This window comes from Litorivivens sp. (assembly GCF_041624475.1).
Classification (GTDB): Bacteria; Pseudomonadota; Gammaproteobacteria; order Pseudomonadales; family Spongiibacteraceae; genus Litorivivens.
The window spans coordinates 195,164-211,085 of sequence record NZ_JBFJUX010000005.1 but is presented as its reverse complement, the minus strand read 5'-3'; the positions used below and the strand labels follow the sequence as shown (position 1 = coordinate 211,085).

Below are 15,922 nucleotides of genomic sequence, written 5' to 3'. Positions count from 1 at the left end.
TGCGAAGCGCACAGGGGATCGGTTGGAGCGCAGCGGAAACCGACTGCGGAACGGGGCGTCCTTTTTCTTGGTTACTTCTTTTTCGACGAGGAAAAAGAAGTAACTCGCCCAGCAGGGCGAAACCGTAGCTAAAAATTCCGCTGAAAATCATTATGTGCGATATAGTTTCGCCTATCGGCGAGTTACCTTTGCTAAAGCCCTTCGGGTCGCCGCTACCGGCGCCCAAGTTGTAAACAACTTGTCTTCCTTGTCGAAGAAAGGTAACCCAAAGAAGGACACCCCGTTCCGGCGCCCTTCGGGTTCCCTGCGATGCTCAGTTTGCATCGGTCGCTGCGCAACTCGACCTTCGCGGCTATCGCCGCTACGGGACTCGAACAGTGCTCGCTCTAGCCCGATGCAAACTTGCGCTTCTCGGCGCCTCCAAGGGGGCGGACTGCGGTACTCCGTAGTTGAGAACTTGAAGATTATGTGGCTTCTACCAGCCAATCTTCCCTGTCACCACATCCTTCCACATCACAAAATCCCCCCACAAACTGTACAGCGGATTCTTGAAGGTGGCGGGTTTGTTCTTCTCGAAGAAAAAATGTCCCACCCAGGCAAAACCATAGCCTACCAGCGGAAGCGCCCACAAAAACGCCCACTGCTGTGTAAGCACGGTGTAGGTTACCAGGGCGATCACCAGCGTAGTGCCAATCACGTGCAGACGGCGGCAGGTTCTGTCGTCGTGCTCGCTCAGGTAATAGGGGTAAAACTCGCGAAAGGACGTGAAACCGCCTTCGGGAATGGTCAGTGTCTGCTTGTCCATAGTCCTGCCTCCTTATAAATCGTATCCGGGGTTTTGTCGGTCGAGCTTGCGCAGCAGGCCCGGCCAGGCGAGGCCGCCGAACATACCTTTGGTGACGACCTGGGCCGCTTCGCGCACACCGTCGAGGATCTCCTGCTGAACGGGAATCAGCTCGCGGTTGCCTGCCAGCGCGCGCACCTGAATCATGCAGGCCGCTTCGAAAATGTACATGGCGAGAAAGGCGTCAGCCGGAGTCTGGCCGACGGTGAGCAGACCGTGATTGCGCAGCATCAGAAAAACGTTCTCGCCGAGGTCGGCGACCAGCCGCGGCTTTTCGTCTTCGTTCAGGGCGATGCCTTCGTAGTCATGGTAGCCGAGGTTGGAGAGCACCAGGGTGGCCTGCTGTGAAATCGGCAGCAGGCCTTCTTTTTGCGTGGAGACCGCCACACCGTTCAGCGAATGTGTGTGCATCACACAATGGGCATCGTCGCGGGCAGCGTGAATTGCGCTGTGAATGGTGAAGCCTGCCGGGTTCACATCGTAAGGAGAGTCTTGAATTTTATTGCCATCGGCGTCGATCTTGACCAGTGAGGAAGCGGTGACTTCCTCAAACATCATGCCGTAGGGATTGATCAGAAAATGGTGGTCGCTGTTCGGGACTCGCGACGAGATGTGGGTAAACACCAGGTCATCCCAGCCGTACAGGGCAACCAGTCGGTAAGCGGCCGCCAGATTGACCCGGGCCTCCCATTCTTCTGCTGAGACTTTGCCTTTCAGGCTGTCCTCGGCTTTACTCGCTGTCGGGCTCATGGCACCCTCCATTGGGTTCACAGACTATGTAACAATACTGCTCTGCTTCCGATAATAAAACTGTCAATGAATTGACAATTGGACCCCTAATTTGAGCCATACACCGACTATTCGCGAGACTCTGGCAACCAATGCCTGGTTTGCCCAGCTGCCCGATGATGTGCTGGACAAGCTTGCCCGCTGCGCCCAGCGGCGGCGCCTGCAGGATGGCGAGCTGCTCTACGCCAGAGGCGATCAGCCAACCGGCTTGTTTGGGGTTGTGAGCGGGCGAGTGCGTATCGGCACGACCTCCATTGACGGCAAAGCCCTGACCGCCACTCTGTTTGAGGCCGGCGACTGGTTGGGAGAAATCTCCATATTTGACGGCTTGCCGAGGGTGACCGATGCCCAGGCCAGCGGTGAGCTGGAAGTACTGGTGATTCCCCGTCAGGCGATTACCGATCTGCTCAAAGAGCAGCCGGAACTGTATGCGCCATTCGTACAGATTCTGTGCCGCAAGCTGCGCATGGCGATGGAGGGTATGAGTGACCTGATGCTGTTACCCCTGTCACAGCGCCTGGCCAAGCGGCTGTTAAGTCTGTCGCAGGATTATGGCCAAGCCCATGCGGAAGGGACGCTTATCGACCTGCATCTGCCACAGGATGAGTTGGGCCGGATGCTGGGCGCCTCGCGCCAAAGTGTGAGCAAGGAGCTGAAAGTGCTGGAGAAGCGGGGCTGGGTAAAGCTAGCCTACGGCAAGATTGTCATCAGCGATTCCGATGCCCTTGAAACACACATCGACGCCAGCTTTGGTAATAGTTCGAAATGACTTTACGCCTAAAGGCGTTATCGTATAATCGATTTTGCTGACTAAGACTCAGTAGAACCTTGTAAAGCAATTTAGAACGACCTGCCTGTTAGTGCCAGCTGACAGACGTGAGCAAAGCACTAGATCTTCATCTTGTTTTTCCAAGTTAATTCTGCGCCTTACCGTCAACACCCCAAGCTGCAATGTGCAGTTGTTCAGTAATATTTCGGTGAACAAGCCGAGGAGAAAGTGCAATGTCAAAAACTACTGGCCAGGTAAAATGGTTTAACGAAACTAAAGGCTTCGGCTTTTTGGAACAGGATGGCGGCAAGGACGTATTCGTTCACTTCAGTGCTATACAAGGTTCGGGTTTCAAAACGCTGGCAGAAGGCCAACGTGTAGAGTTTGAAGTTGTTCAGGGCGACAAGGGCCCGCAAGCAGCCAATGTAATGGTGATTTAAGCCTCAGCTTAAAACCAAAAAGGCGCTCATTTGAGCGCCTTTTTTGGTTGTGCTGCCGACAGCTAGAAATTGCGTCTTGCGGTCAGGCCAAAGGTACGAGGCTCGCCTATAAAGTCGCCAATGCGGCCATTGCCACCGCGCCCCTGAATCGGCGGCGGGTCAAACTGGATCGGTGCATACTCGGTGTCGGTCAGGTTTCTGGCCCAGGCCTCGACAACCCAGTTTCGGCCCATATCCCCTACGCTCAGCCTGCCGTTAACTACCGTATAGGCTCCCTCTTTAAAGTCATTATCGAGTGATGAGTTTGAGTGATAATCCCCAGTATAGCGGGCATCAAGATGGGCGATAAACGCAAGCTTGTCAGTCAGTGGCGCGGAATAGGTGACCCCTGCGGTCGCAGCCCATTCCTTGCTGAGCTGGGCACCGGCGCGGAGATTGCCGTCGGTGGTGGGTGCTACCTGGTCGATGTTGGAGTCATCCGGATAGCGGTTATTGGTATAGACCACGGCGCCGGTCACCGTCAGGCCCTCGGTTGCGCGCCAGAGGCTTTCAATTTCCACGCCTTCGGAATCAATTTCATCGATGCTGAAGGTTTTCAGTGTAATGCCGTCGAACTGCCCTAGCTGATAGTCCTCAAAACGCGAATAAAACAGGGTTGTGTTGAGCGACAGGGTTCGATCAAGCAGGTAGGTTTTCATTCCCAGCTCAAAGGTGTCGGCTTTTTCTGCATCAAAACCCAAGGAGTCCCCTGAGCTGTTGAGCGGCAACAGACTCAAGCGGGTCTGATTGAAACCGCCGCCTTTAAAGCCGCGGGCCACATTGGCGAAGTAGAGGGTGCCGTCCTCTGCGGTGTAGGCGAGCTTGACGGTGCCGGTCAGTTCAGTGTCCTTCCGATCCGATTCATAGCGGCCTTCCGAGATCAGCGGTCCGGTGATGGCGGCAATGCCGCACACAATATCCCGGGCTCCGTTGTAGAAAGCCTGAGTGGGTGCGGGCTGATTGGTCGCCGCTGCGGTTGCGGCGTTCGCTGCTGCCGCCTGACAGGGATTGCCGCCACCACCGCCGGGGCCGGTGCCGATGGGGCTAAAACCATTCACGCTATTGATCGTGATATCTTTTTCTTCGCGGGTATAGCGTGCGCCTACGGTCAGTACAAGGTTTTCAGTCAGATCGAAATCTTCCTGGGTAAAGATCGCGATGCTTTCACTGTTCTGTTCGCTCTCATCGCCGATTCCTTCACCGCCGATAAATTGTGCCTGCGCGCCGCTGCCACTGGGCACTGGGCCCGCGGGATAAGTGGTGGCCGTCTGATAGGCATTGGGTACACTGGGAATGGCGCCATTAACATAGCGCTGCGCGTAGCTGTTCATGTCGGCACCGTAGCGCGGGGCGAATTCACCGCTCAGCACTTCATCGGCAAAGAATACGCCGACCAGCCAGCTGCCGCCGTCCCAGGCGCCCTGCCAGCGCAACTCTTGGGTAAAGGTCTCAAATTTTTGCGCCCGTGGGCTACCTTCCTCGTAAAATAACAAGTCAGCGCCGCTGAAATCGGTGTCGCCTTCAAGAACAACCTCCCACTCTCTAAAGGCTGTAATGGAGGTCAGCTGGGAGTTTTCCAGATCCCAGGTGACTTCCGCCGAGAGTCCAGCCTGTTCAGTTTCCTCTGTCTGTTGGCGCCCGGACGTGGTCGCGATCTTGAGATCGTAGGGGTCATCATCTGCGTCTAACCCGGCGTCTCCGCGACTATTCGGAAAGTTGGTTACGTCTTCGAGGGGGTTGCCTTTCTGTGAGCTCGGTGAGCCGCAGCACAATTCCTTGCGATCACTGTAATCGAGAATAAACCGGGCGGTAACGGAATCGCTGGCATGCCAGAGCAGTTGACCGCGCATCATGTAGCGATCCCGGTCATTGTAGGTGTCGCTGCTGTTGATATCTTCCAGAAAGCCATCTCTCTGAGTCGCCACCAGCTCGATGCGACCTGCCAGCGTATTATCGATCAGCGGCGCAGATACGGCACCACCGAATTGCAGCAGATCATAATTGCCTGCCGTCAGCTCGGCATAGCCTTCGAGTTCTTCCATATTGGGCTTTTTGGTAATGACATGAATCAGGCCGGCGGAAGTGTTGCGGCCGAACAGAGAGCCCTGTGGTCCGCGGAGTACTTCAACCCGCTCGACCTCGCCCAATTCGTCAATGGCCACACCGGAGCGGTTCCGGTAGACCCCGTCGATAAAGACCCCGACTGAGGATTCCAGGCCTGGGTCTGTCCCCAGCGTACCGATCCCGCGAATGCTGAGATTGCCGCTGGCGGAACTCTCGGTACTGCCGTAGCTGATAAACGGAGAGATCGCCGTCAGCTCACTGACATCACGAATGCCGGATTGCTCCATCTGCGAGCTGGTATAGGCGGACACTGCCACCGGAATGGAGTTGATGGCCTGCTCCCGTTTGGTCGCAGTAACAATAACCTCTTCGAGTATCCGGTCAGCGTTAACGCAAAGCGGGTGCAGCAGACTGGCAATGGCTATCCCGCCAAATCCGAGCCGTGTGGGCTGTTTCATACTTGAATCCTCGGCGCTTAAAATGGGTGCACAGTAGTTAAAATGTAGTCGCTATTACACACGCCGGTATAAGGGATTACCGAGGGGTGGCTCCCTGGATGGGAGCCGGGAAGGGTTTAGGCGGGATTCAATTCGTTCAAAGCGACAACGTTGTCGCGCAGAATGAGTTTCTTTTTCGCATCATCAAACTTCGACAGTTCGGGTACGTAGTCCAGTGGTGTCGGCATACCTTCAATATGCGGCCAGTCAGAGCCAAAAATCACACGGTCGGCGCCCATGATTTCTTCCACTTCGTAAACATCGTCTTCCCAGAAGGGGTTGATCCATACGTGGCGCTTGAACAGCTCCACCGGGTCTTCCTTGTAGTAGCCCATCGTGGCCATGCGGTCGCGCGACTGCTTCAGTTTGCGCACCAGGTCAGGCAGGAATTCAGCGCCGTTTTCAATGGAGGCGATGCGCAGGTTGGGGAAGCGTTCGAACAGCTTTTCATAGCACAGGGTAACCAGAAAATCGTAGGCGGCCCGCTCTATATTGAAATGCTTTATGTTCGGTGCCCACGAGCTGAAGGCGTTCGAGCCGCCCGTGCTGAAACCGTCATCCACATAGCCGTGGGTGGTGTAGCCGGAATCCGAGGCGTGAATAACGACGGTGATACCCGCTTCGTTCACCCGCGCCCAGAAGGGGTCAAATTTGGGGTGCGAGGGCGACAGGGGGCCGTCAGCAGTCCAGACTGCAGACGGGCGCATGCAAACGGTTCGCGCGCCTTGCTTGATCGCCCATTCCAGTTCTTCGCAGGCAAAGTTCACGTCGGCCAGGGTGATATAGGGTGAGCCAAAAATACGGTTCTGGTAGTTGCAGCCCCAGTCTTCGTCGAGCCAGCGGTTAAAGGCACGAAACTGGGTGCGAACGGCTTCGATGTCGTGCTTGAGCAGCTCTTCGTAGAGCACGCCCAGCGTCGGGAACAGCCACATGGCGTCCAGACCCTGTTCATCCAGGGTTTTGATTCGTGCATCGCGGTTGATATAGCAGTCGGGCAGGGGTTCCGGGTCGCTCAGCAGTTCTTCGGGCTTGAGTTTATTGGGGTTGCCGCGCAGGAAATCTGAGATGGAGCCCGGTTTGGCGATGGGATCCCAGGTCGGGTTGGTGACCGCATAGGAAACCTTGCCGCCGACGATATGGCGCTTGCGTCCTTCAATCTCTGCCCACTGCACGCAGCGAGCACGCATGTTCTTGGGTACGTGGCGGGTGAAGGCGTCTTCGGCCTCGTAGTAATGATTGTCGCAATCAAAGGGTTTGTAGCCCAGCTCATCACTCATGATTGGCTCCTGAAAGAAAATAACCGATGCTTCTAGAATACGCCCGCCGAGACGCGGTTGCGATGTGCACAGCGGCCACTTTTGCATGGCAAAAATGCGCGCAGGCACGGGCTTTCGGGAATGCTGTAGAATAGCCGCCTGATTTGATGGCGGGGGCTGGGTAAGCCCCTTGCCACTGGGGATAAGACAAGAGAAGTATGGATAATTTTGCCGATATCAGGCCCTACCGCGACGATGAAGTCGCCCCCGTGCTGGGTAAGTTGCTCAATGACCGGGAACTGCTGGATACCATGGCGGGCCTGCGGGCGCCGCGCCTGCAGCGCTGGTTCCCGAAGCTGGTGCGGCCACTGGTCCGCCATGTTCTGAAACGTCAGTTGAAAGGCGTGGCGACCGTGCGCCAGTTTCAGCAGATCGTAAAGCTCTACATGGACGAAATGATAGAGACTACGACCACCCGGTTTACGGTTTCCGGTCTGGAAAACCTCTCGCTGGAGCGGCCCTGGTTGCTGATCAGCAACCACCGGGATATCGCCCTCGACCCGGCCTTCGTCAACTATGCGCTCTATCACAATGGGGGTGACACCGTGCGCATCGCCATTGGCGATAACCTCCTCAGCAAGCCCTTTGCCGCGGATCTGATGCGTCTCAACAAAAGCTTTATCGTCAGGCGCTCCGCCAAGGGCCCCCGCCAGATGCTGGCGGCTTACAAGACCCTGTCCAGCTATATTCGCCATTCGCTCACCGAAGAGCAGGCCACCATCTGGCTGGCGCAGCGAGAAGGGCGCGCCAAGGATGGTATTGATGTGACCGAGCCCGCCATTATCAAAATGCTGTGCATGAGCCAGAAAAAGTCCGAAGAAGCCTTCGGCGACTTCATCAAAACCCTCGGCATTGTGCCGGTAGCCATTTCCTACGAATGGGACCCCTGCGATGCCGCCAAGGCCCGCGAGCTGGCCCTGCGCGAGCAGGATGGCGCCTATGAGAAGGCCGAGTTCGAAGACCTGCAGAGCATTGCGATGGGTATTCGCGGCCAGAAAGGACGGGTACACGTCCACTTTGGCGAGCCCCTGCAGCAGGATTTCACCACCCCTAATGAAGTGGCCGTAGCGATTGACCGGCAGATCGTGCAGGAATACCGGCTGCAGCCCAGTAATATCTGGGCCTATGAGCAGCAGACCGGCCGCGATGACTGGCAGCAGCTGCCGGACGACGTGCTTACCGAGCTGGGGCCGATGAACAGTGACTCCAAGGCGGCCTTTCAGGCCCGTCTGGCGGGCATTCCCGAAGCTCATCGCTCCAAGGCCCTGGCCATATACGCCAATCCGGTCATTGCGAAACTGTCCCTGCGGGCAGCGGAGACAGGCTGAGGGTGGTGGACGACAGCCTCAAACAGGAAATCCAATCAGCCTATTCGGGCTTCCTGACCTCGAAGGGCCTGAAGGCGCGTTACGGCCAGCGCCTGATGATCGCCCATATTGCCCGCACCCTGTCGGCGATTCCCACTGATGAAGCCGGCCAGCGCAAGGGCGGCAAACCGCTGGCGGTGGTAGAGGCAGGTACGGGTACCGGCAAAACTCTGGCCTATCTGATTGCCGCCCTGCCCATTGCCCGGGCGCGGCGCAAAACCCTGGTGGTGTCCACCGCAACCGTGGCCCTGCAGGAACAGATTCTGTTGCGCGACATTCCCGACCTCATTGAACACTCCGGGCTGGATTTTGACTTTGCCCTGGCCAAGGGGCGGCAGCGTTACCTTTGCCACGCCCGGCTAGATCAGCAGCTCTCGGGGGGTGGCTCGCAAAACCAGCTGCTTTACCCGGATGAAGTGGCTGCTCAGCCCGAAGCCCAGCAGGTCAAACTGTTTCACAGTATGGCGGATGCGCTGGCCCGCAATACCTGGGACGGCGATCGCGACCAGTGGCCGGACGCAGTCGACGATGAGGCCTGGCAGCGGGTAACCACCGAGCCGGCCCAGTGCACTGGACGGCGCTGCAGCTTTATACGCGAATGCGCCTTTTTCCGCGCCCGCGAGAACCTGCTCGATGTCGATGTGATTGTCGCCAACCACGATCTGGTACTGGCTGATCTGGCCCTCGGCGGGGGGGCGATTCTGCCGCCGCCGGAAGACGTAATCTACGTTTTTGATGAGGCCCATCACCTGCCGGACAAGGTGATCAATCACTTCAGTTTTCAGGTCCGTTTTTTTGCCACCGAGCGCTGGTTGGAGCAAACGCTCCGGGCCGTGCGCGGCATGGCTGAGCAATTGCCGCAAGGCGAACAGCGCGCCTTGATCGATGGTCTGGCCGGGCAGATGTCGGCTTTGCTGGAACTGCAGCGCGAAGCCTCGCCACTGATCAGCTCGATTGTGAATGAGGGCTTGGAGGCGCGCGGGGGTGGCGATGTGCTGCGCTTTGAACACGGCATTGTGCCGGATCTGCTGCGCCGTCAGGCCGGTGAACTGATGCAGGTCTGCAGCGGTGTGCTGGCCGAGGCCGACGACGTGCAGGAAGCCTTTGAAGAAGCTCTCGACAAGCGCAGCAAGCAGATTGACCGGGAGCTGCTGGAGCAGTGGCTGGCTGCAGTCGCCACTATTCAGCGCCGGGTCGAACAACAGATGGGTCTGTGGCGCAATTATCAGAGCGCCGGTGAGGAGGAAAACCCGCCCTTGGCGCGCTGGGTGAAGTTGGTTGAAGGTCTCAGCGCAGCAGGTGATATGGATTTGTGCTGTAGCCCCATCCTGGCGGCCAACACCCTGATCAGCACCCTCTGGAAGCGTTGCTATGGCGCCGTACTCACCTCGGCAACTCTGACGGCCTTGGGTGAGTTTGAACGCCTCTCAATGCGTGCCGGGCTAACGGAGTTGAGTGAATGCGCGGTGGTTCCCAGCCCCTTTATTCATCAGGAAAAGGCCGAACTGCGAGTGCCGGCCATGCCCTGTGATGCGGGCGATGCGCTGGCGCACACCGAGGCCCTGATCGACATGATGCCCGAGCTGTTGCGACAAGAGCGGGGCACACTGGCGCTATTTGCCTCTTGGCGGCAGATGCTGGCGGTCTACGACGGGCTGGAGGCGGACCTTCAGGCCCAGATTCTCAAGCAGGGCGAGCACTCCAAGCACGAAATGATCAAACAGCACTGCGAGCGTATCGATCAAGGGGAATACAGTACCCTGTTCGGGCTGGCGAGCTTTGCCGAAGGCGTGGATTTGCCCGGAGATTACTGTCGCCACGTGATTATCGCCAAGCTGCCCTTTGCGCCGCCGGACGATCCGGTGGAACAGGCGCTGGCGGAGTGGATCGAAAAGAACAAGGGCAATGCGTTTATGGAAATTTCCGTGCCTGACGCGGCGCTGAAATTGGTGCAGGCCAGTGGTCGCCTGCTGCGCAAGGAAAGCGACAGCGGCCATATTACTCTGCTGGACAGGCGTGTGTTGACCCGCCGTTACGGACAGAAAATGCTCGATTCGCTGCCGCCTTTCAGGCGAGTGTTCGAATCGTGAGCGGCTACGCGGAAATCAGCTCTCTGCTGATCGATCTGGAGGCGGTTATGCGCAACAGCGGCTTGTGGGCCAGCGAGCCGCCAGCGCCGGAAGCCTTGGCCAGCAGCCAGCCCTTCTGCGTGGATACCCTGGCGCTGGAGGAGTGGTTGCAGTTCGTGTTTATTCCGCGGATACGTGCGATTGTTGAGGCGGAAACGACCATGCCAGCCAAGTGCGAGATCAAGCCGGTGCTGGAACAGGCGATGTCAAATCCGAGCGCAGCGCTGGTAAGCGTTATCGGCCGGCTGGATGAGGCGATAACCCGCGCTGAGTAGCAGGGCGGCGCGGGATCAGGCGTTGTTCTTTAGCGCCATGGACATGCGTACCAGCTGCGCCAGCGATCGCGCGTTCATCTTCTCCATGACACGGGCCCGGTGAATCTCAACCGTGCGCTGGCTGATGTCCAGATCGATGGCGATAACCTTGTTGGCCTTGCCGTCCACCATCATTGCCATCACTTCGCTCTCGCGGGGGGTCAGTTCGTCGTAGCGACTGCGAATCACCTGTACTTCCCGCAGCTCCTGACGATTTTCCGCGTCTTGGGCGATGGCTTTCTGGATCTTGTCGAGCAGTTCCTGTTCCCGGTAGGGCTTCTGCACGAAGTCCACAGCCCCCTGTTGCATCGCTTCTACCGCCATGGGTACGTCGCCGTGGCCGGTGACAAAAATGATCGGGAGAATGGAGGTCATGGCGTTCAGCTTGCGCTGTAACTCCATGCCGTTCATGCCGGGCATTCGGATGTCGAGTACGATGCAGCCAGGAGATTCTGGATCATAGGCTTCGAGAAAGGCGTCGGCGCGTTCAAAGGCTGCTACCTTGTGGCCGAGCGACTCCAGCATCAGTTTTAGGGAATCACGCACTGCTTCATCATCTTCTACAATGAAGACAGTTGCTTCGCCTGCGTCCATGGAATACCCCGCTGTATAACTCTTATATTTGGCATTGTAGTTCATAAAAATAGCAGGTAAAGCAATCAATTGCGCGTTTTTTTGTATGCTGGCGTCAAATCCGGTCCAGCGGTAGCATAGACCGTTGCCGGTCAGCATCGTCGCACGGGAGCCAGATGCGAAAGAAAAGAAGCCTGATACAAATCTACCTCGTGAGTCTGATCGCTCTGGCTGCAGTGCCGGTTGCCATTAACGGCGCTGTCTGGATTGCAACGGAGTACGAAGAGTTTACGGCGCAGTCGGACAACCTGCGCAAGACCTTTGTTGATTCTCGCACCGAGCTGCTAAAGCGGGAAGTTGCCAAGGCGCTGGACTATATCGACTACCGGCAGTCGCAGCTTAACCGCTCGCTGTATCAGGAGTTGCGTCAGGAAGTGGCCGTAGCACTTGCGCTCATGGCCAATATGCACAAACAGTTTGCGACGACCGACTCCAGACAGCAGATGCTGGCGCGAGTGCGCAGCTCTATTGAGCCCTTGCGGTTTCGCGAGCAGAAGGGTTTCTTTTTTGCCTTGCAGGGCAATGGTCGTGCGCTGCTGTCGCCATTGCACCCGCAATCTCGCGAGCGCCTGCGCGACAGCGCTATGCTGCGTCAATTTGCCGATCAGATCAAAGCCGCCACCCATACAAAAAATCAGGGCATTCTCGAGTTTCGTTTCAGTGATCAGGGCAGCGAGCAGGTCCATCGCAATGTCAGTTTTGTCTACTATTACAAACCGCTGGATCTGTATATCGGGGCCAGCGTTTATCTGCGCGACGAAATCGAGCGGGTCAAGCAGGAAGTTATAGAGCGGCTCGCAGCAGTTCCCTTCGATGTCGACAGCTCCGTGCTGTTTGTCACGGATTACTCGGGCAAGCAGCTGGTGAACCCATACAACCCCGACATGCTGGGCAAATTGCAGCCGGGTATGGATAACGTAGTCGAGGTAATGCAGGCGGAGGGGCAGAAAGAGGGGCGTCTGGTGGAGCTGGAGTGGCAGCGCCCCGGTGGGCAGCAGCGTTCCCCTGCGGTGAGTTATGTCCAACTCTATCCGCAATGGAATTGGGCGGTGGGCGCCGGTTTTTTTCTGGACGAATATTACGCCTTGATGGAGTCCGAGCGGCAGGCGCTGCAGGAGCGGGTTATCAACCACACCCTGTTTATCTCCTCGGTCGCCCTGGCGTTGATGATTATTGCCACGTTGGTGGCGCGGCGTCTGGCGGGGCTGAATGCGCAGGGCTTTCATCGTTTTCAGGAGTTCTTTGCCAAGGCCAGTGAGAGCTCAACCCGTATCGATGTGAAGGAGCTGCCCTTCGCAGAGTTTGAAGAACTGGCGCATCACGCCAATTACATGGTTCAGACCCGCAGTGAAACCGAATATGCGCTCAAGCTAAGCGAACATCGCTTCCAGTTGGCACTGCAGGCCTCGCAAAGCCACCTGTGGGATCTGGATATTGAAAACGACCGCATTGCCATCGGTGAAGGTTTCTATCGCCAGCTGGGTTATCCGAACCCGCCGGAGAGCATCAGTCTGAAACGCTTTGGCATGATGTGCCACCCGGAAGATGTCGATGTGCTTGGCAGGATGGTTGGCAGCAGCGAGTCACCGGACGGCAACGTCAGTGTTGAATTCCGGATTCGGGACGACGCCGGTGTTTACCGCTGGATTCTTAGCCGGGGCGACATTGTTGATGTGTCAGACAGCGGCGAGCCCCAGCGCGCTCTGGGTATCATGAGCGATATTACTGAACGCAAGCGAATGGAAGAGGAGCTGGTTCAGGCTCGTATTGCAGCCGAAGATGCCAACCACGCCAAGAGCCAGTTCCTGTCCAGCGCCAGCCACGAACTGCGCACGCCGCTCAATGGCGTGCTGGGTTATGTGCAGCTGCTGCAGCGACAGAAAAAGCTGCCGCAGGAGTCGCAGGGCTATCTCGATGCCATCGAAAATTGCGGCCAGCATCTGCTGACGTTGATCAATGATGTACTCGACCTCGCCAAGGTGGAAAGCGGTACGGTCAGTATCTCCATGCATACCGCAAACCTGCGCGACATTCTTGCCAGCGTCAGCGATATTCTCCGACAACGCGCCCAAGCCAAGAACCTTGGTTACGAACACAAGGTAGCCGGTTCGGTACCGGACCTGATCCGCACTGACGAAGTGAAACTCCGGCAGATTCTGGTCAACCTGCTCGGCAATGCGGTTAAGTTTACCGAGGAGGGCAAAGTCACCCTGGAGGTGGACTTTGATGAAGAGCGCAAGGTGCTGTTGTTCAGCGTTATTGATACTGGTGTTGGGATTCCTGACGACAAGATCAAGGGGATTTTTGAGCCCTTCCGACGCGTTAACGAACACGATGGCAAGGGCACGGGTTTGGGTCTGGCGATCTGCCGGCGCTTGTGTGAAGCGATGGGCGGAGAGTTAACGGTAAGCAGTGCACTGGGCAAAGGAACTACCTTTGCCTTTGACATACCGCTGGAGGAACAGGGCCTTATTCAACACGATCGCCGCAAAGGGGCCGGTCAGCATATTACTGACCAAATGCTGGCGGCTCTGAGTGAATTGCGCGTCGTGGTGGCCGACGACAATGCTGACAATCGCATTGTTTTGAAGGGTATGCTGGACTCTGTGGTCGATGCCGTCCATCTGGCGACCGACGGCTCGGAAGTCATGAATATTCTGCAGCAGGAAAAGGTTGATCTGATACTGCTGGATTACAAGATGCCGAGAATGGATGGCTTGGACTGTGTGCAGGAAATACGCCGTAACCCCGACTACGAGAATATCGTCGTGATTATGGTAACGGCCAGTGCCGATCTGGGTGCTCTCTCGAAAGCTTCTGACTACGGTTGCAACGACTATGTTTCCAAGCCGGTGCAGTATGAGGAACTGATACGCGTCATTGCCAAACATGTCGCGCCGGATGTTTCTGATCAGGCTTTGCAGGACGGTTCGGTCAGGGGGGAGGCTTTCGCCGAAGTGACAGAAAATTCCGGCAATGGCGCGGCAGAATCCGGGCCAGCCTACGACGGTCCAGCCTTTCCAGAGGCGGAGCGCGAGGCCTTGCTGGAACTGCTGGCGTTGGGTGATATTGCCGCAATGAGCGAGTTTTGCGAATCCCGCACTTCTGGTGAGTACGCCAGCTATGCTAAGTATGCGCAAAGCCTTTTGCAAAACTTTGATTTTCAGGGCTTGAAGCAACTGCTGCAGGTGGCCGATGGTTGATTTGAACGAAACTTTATCGGGGCGCAGTGCCGAACAGGTTTTGCTCGTGGATGACAATCCCACGAACCTGCAGGTGCTCTATAAAACCCTGGAAAATTCTGGTTATACCCTGCTGGCTGCCCGGGATGGCGAGCAGGCGCTGTCCATCGCCGAGAAAGCCTTTCCCTCACTGATACTGCTCGACATCATGATGCCGGGCATGGACGGTTTTGAGGTGTGTCGTCGCCTGAAAGCCAACCCTGAAACGCGCGGTATCCCCGTTATTTTCCTGTCCGCGCTGACGGATACTGATTCCAAGGTTGAAGGGTTTTCACTGGGGGCGGTGGATTACATTTCCAAGCCCTTTCAGGCCGAGGAAGTGCGCGCGCGGGTTCGCACCCAGCTGCGCATACACCGGCTTGAGATGGAGCTCGCCCGCCGCAACGCTGAACTGGAAGATGAAAACTTTCAGATTTTGCGCGCGGTGACTGAAGCTATCTTTGGGCTTGATCGACAAGGGCGTATCAGCAGCGTCAATCCGCAGGCTGAGAGTCTGGCCGGGCTGGCCCAGCAGCAGTGCATTGGTGAAAATCTTTTTACCATATTTGATTTTCAGTCTCTGAAGCCGAGGATTGAAAAGGCTCTTGTTGAAGGCGAGCGCTTATCTCTGGACGAGCTCAAGCTGCACACCAGCGATGGCCGAGATTTGACGGTAGCGATGTATTGCGCGTCGCTCGAGGGCGAGCGGCGCGTGGTGGTACTGCGCGATATCACCGACTGGTTGAATAATCAGCATGCGCTTGAAGCGGCACGCGAAGAGCTGCATAACCAGCGCCAACATTTGGCCCATATGGAGCGACTCAGCACCGGTGGTGAAATGGCGGCGGGTATTGCCCATGAGGTCAATCAACCGCTGACGGCGGTCAGCAACTACGCCCGCGTTGCGCAGCGCTTTCTCGAACAGGAGCAACCCGATAAAAACAAACTGACCGAAATACTCGACAAGATTGTTGTTCAGTCACAGCGGGCGTCTGACGTTATACAGCGCCTGCGCAGTTATATCCGCAAGCCCACAACGGAAGGTCGCCTGCCACTCGACCTCAATACCGTGATGCAGGAAGTGGTGATGCTGGCGGAAGTGGATTCGCGCATTAACGGTGTCGCGATTGATTTTCAGCCGGCGCCGGAGTTGCCTGCAACCCTTGCCGACGATGTGCAAGTACAGCAGATCGGTCTGAATCTAATACGCAATGCGATGGAAGCTATGCGCGGCGCGCCCGAGGATTTCGGCGGTGTTCTGGTGCGCACCTACAAAGACGCTGACGATGTAGGCTTCGCTGTGGAAGACCGCGGTTGCGGTCTCAGTGCGGAGATGGAAGAAAAACTGTTTTCACCCTTTGTGACGACCAAGGAGGGCGGTATGGGCGTGGGCCTGTCGATCTGTCAGGCTATAGTGCAGGCCCACGGCGGCTCGATTGGCTACCGGCCCAACCCGAAGGGCGGGGCCATTTTCTACTGCCAGTTTCCGGTGCGCTGATC

Annotated in this window: 12 protein-coding genes; 7 read left to right on the top strand and 5 right to left on the bottom strand. The window is 57.0% G+C overall.

The window, feature by feature from the left end:
* Positions 1-475: 475 nt before the first annotated feature.
* Entirely contained in the window at positions 476-805 is a 330-nt protein-coding gene (locus ABY734_RS08430) for an Mpo1-like protein (protein ID WP_372778542.1), read from the bottom strand.
* Positions 806-817: 12 nt separating this feature from the next.
* A complete protein-coding gene (locus ABY734_RS08425; protein WP_372778541.1) occupies positions 818-1,594 on the bottom strand; it encodes a class II aldolase/adducin family protein in 777 nt (258 codons plus the stop codon).
* A 91-nt stretch (positions 1,595-1,685) separates the two neighbouring features.
* Here ABY734_RS08425 and ABY734_RS08420 point away from each other — a divergent pair, with 91 nt between their 5' ends.
* Together ABY734_RS08420 and ABY734_RS08415 are read left to right on the top strand one after the other, a co-directional pair.
* The gene (locus ABY734_RS08420) at positions 1,686-2,402 is read left to right on the top strand and encodes a Crp/Fnr family transcriptional regulator (RefSeq protein WP_372778540.1); all 717 of its coding nucleotides are present in this window, start codon (positions 1,686-1,688) and stop codon (positions 2,400-2,402) included.
* A 233-nt stretch (positions 2,403-2,635) separates the two neighbouring features.
* Positions 2,636-2,842, top strand: coding sequence for a cold-shock protein (locus ABY734_RS08415; protein ID WP_372778539.1), 207 nt, complete (start codon positions 2,636-2,638; stop codon positions 2,840-2,842).
* A gap of 62 nt (positions 2,843-2,904) precedes the next feature.
* Here the strand turns inward: ABY734_RS08415 and ABY734_RS08410 are convergent, their stop codons facing one another.
* Together ABY734_RS08410 and ABY734_RS08405 are read right to left on the bottom strand one after the other, a co-directional pair.
* Positions 2,905-5,403: a TonB-dependent receptor gene (locus ABY734_RS08410; RefSeq protein WP_372778537.1), complete on the bottom strand. Its 2,499-nt coding sequence runs from the start codon at positions 5,401-5,403 to the stop codon at positions 2,905-2,907.
* 116 nt (positions 5,404-5,519) lie between these two features.
* Positions 5,520-6,719, bottom strand: coding sequence for an amidohydrolase family protein (locus ABY734_RS08405; protein WP_372778536.1), 1,200 nt, complete (start codon positions 6,717-6,719; stop codon positions 5,520-5,522).
* A 197-nt stretch (positions 6,720-6,916) separates the two neighbouring features.
* On the opposite strand from ABY734_RS08405, the gene ABY734_RS08400 reads away from it, so the two are divergent.
* Genes ABY734_RS08400 through ABY734_RS08390 form a run of 3 tightly spaced genes read left to right on the top strand, consistent with a single transcriptional unit; the run spans position 6,917 to position 10,529 of the window.
* Positions 6,917-8,086 carry a 1-acyl-sn-glycerol-3-phosphate acyltransferase gene (locus tag ABY734_RS08400; protein WP_372778535.1) on the top strand — a complete coding sequence of 390 codons (1,170 nt, stop codon included), beginning with the start codon at positions 6,917-6,919 and terminating at the stop codon, positions 8,084-8,086.
* A gap of 2 nt (positions 8,087-8,088) precedes the next feature.
* Positions 8,089-10,215, top strand: coding sequence for an ATP-dependent DNA helicase DinG (gene dinG, locus ABY734_RS08395; RefSeq protein WP_372778534.1), 2,127 nt, complete (start codon positions 8,089-8,091; stop codon positions 10,213-10,215).
* Positions 10,212-10,529 carry a YqcC family protein gene (locus tag ABY734_RS08390; protein WP_372778533.1) on the top strand — a complete coding sequence of 106 codons (318 nt, stop codon included), beginning with the start codon at positions 10,212-10,214 and terminating at the stop codon, positions 10,527-10,529. The genes dinG and ABY734_RS08390 overlap by 4 nt, the downstream gene beginning before the upstream one ends.
* A 15-nt stretch (positions 10,530-10,544) precedes the next feature.
* Here the strand turns inward: ABY734_RS08390 and fixJ are convergent, their stop codons facing one another.
* Positions 10,545-11,162, bottom strand: a complete 618-nt coding sequence (fixJ, locus tag ABY734_RS08385; protein WP_372778532.1) for a response regulator FixJ — start codon at positions 11,160-11,162, stop codon at positions 10,545-10,547.
* A 155-nt stretch (positions 11,163-11,317) separates the two neighbouring features.
* Here fixJ and ABY734_RS08380 point away from each other — a divergent pair, with 155 nt between their 5' ends.
* On the top strand, positions 11,318-14,404 hold the full coding sequence (locus tag ABY734_RS08380; RefSeq protein ID WP_372778531.1) for a cache domain-containing protein: 3,087 nt from the start codon (positions 11,318-11,320) through the stop codon (positions 14,402-14,404).
* Positions 14,397-15,920, top strand: coding sequence for a response regulator (locus ABY734_RS08375; RefSeq protein ID WP_372778530.1), 1,524 nt, complete (start codon positions 14,397-14,399; stop codon positions 15,918-15,920). Before ABY734_RS08380 ends, ABY734_RS08375 begins: the two co-directional genes overlap by 8 nt.
* The last annotated feature ends 2 nt before the right edge of the window (positions 15,921-15,922 follow it).

Bases quoted from the DNA above. Each gene is read 5' to 3' on its own strand.
- ABY734_RS08405 (WP_372778536.1), bottom strand. From the start codon at position 6,719: ATGAGTGATGAGCTGGGCTACAAACCCTTTGATTGCGACAATCATTAC.
- ABY734_RS08375 (WP_372778530.1), top strand. From the start codon at position 14,397: ATGGTTGATTTGAACGAAACTTTATCGGGGCGCAGTGCCGAACAGGTT.
- ABY734_RS08410 (WP_372778537.1), bottom strand. From the start codon at position 5,403: ATGAAACAGCCCACACGGCTCGGATTTGGCGGGATAGCCATTGCCAGT.
- ABY734_RS08430 (WP_372778542.1), bottom strand. From the start codon at position 805: ATGGACAAGCAGACACTGACCATTCCCGAAGGCGGTTTCACGTCCTTT.
- ABY734_RS08400 (WP_372778535.1), top strand. From the start codon at position 6,917: ATGGATAATTTTGCCGATATCAGGCCCTACCGCGACGATGAAGTCGCC.
- ABY734_RS08415 (WP_372778539.1), top strand. From the start codon at position 2,636: ATGTCAAAAACTACTGGCCAGGTAAAATGGTTTAACGAAACTAAAGGC.
- ABY734_RS08425 (WP_372778541.1), bottom strand. From the start codon at position 1,594: ATGAGCCCGACAGCGAGTAAAGCCGAGGACAGCCTGAAAGGCAAAGTC.
- ABY734_RS08380 (WP_372778531.1), top strand. From the start codon at position 11,318: ATGCGAAAGAAAAGAAGCCTGATACAAATCTACCTCGTGAGTCTGATC.
- fixJ (WP_372778532.1), bottom strand. From the start codon at position 11,162: ATGGACGCAGGCGAAGCAACTGTCTTCATTGTAGAAGATGATGAAGCA.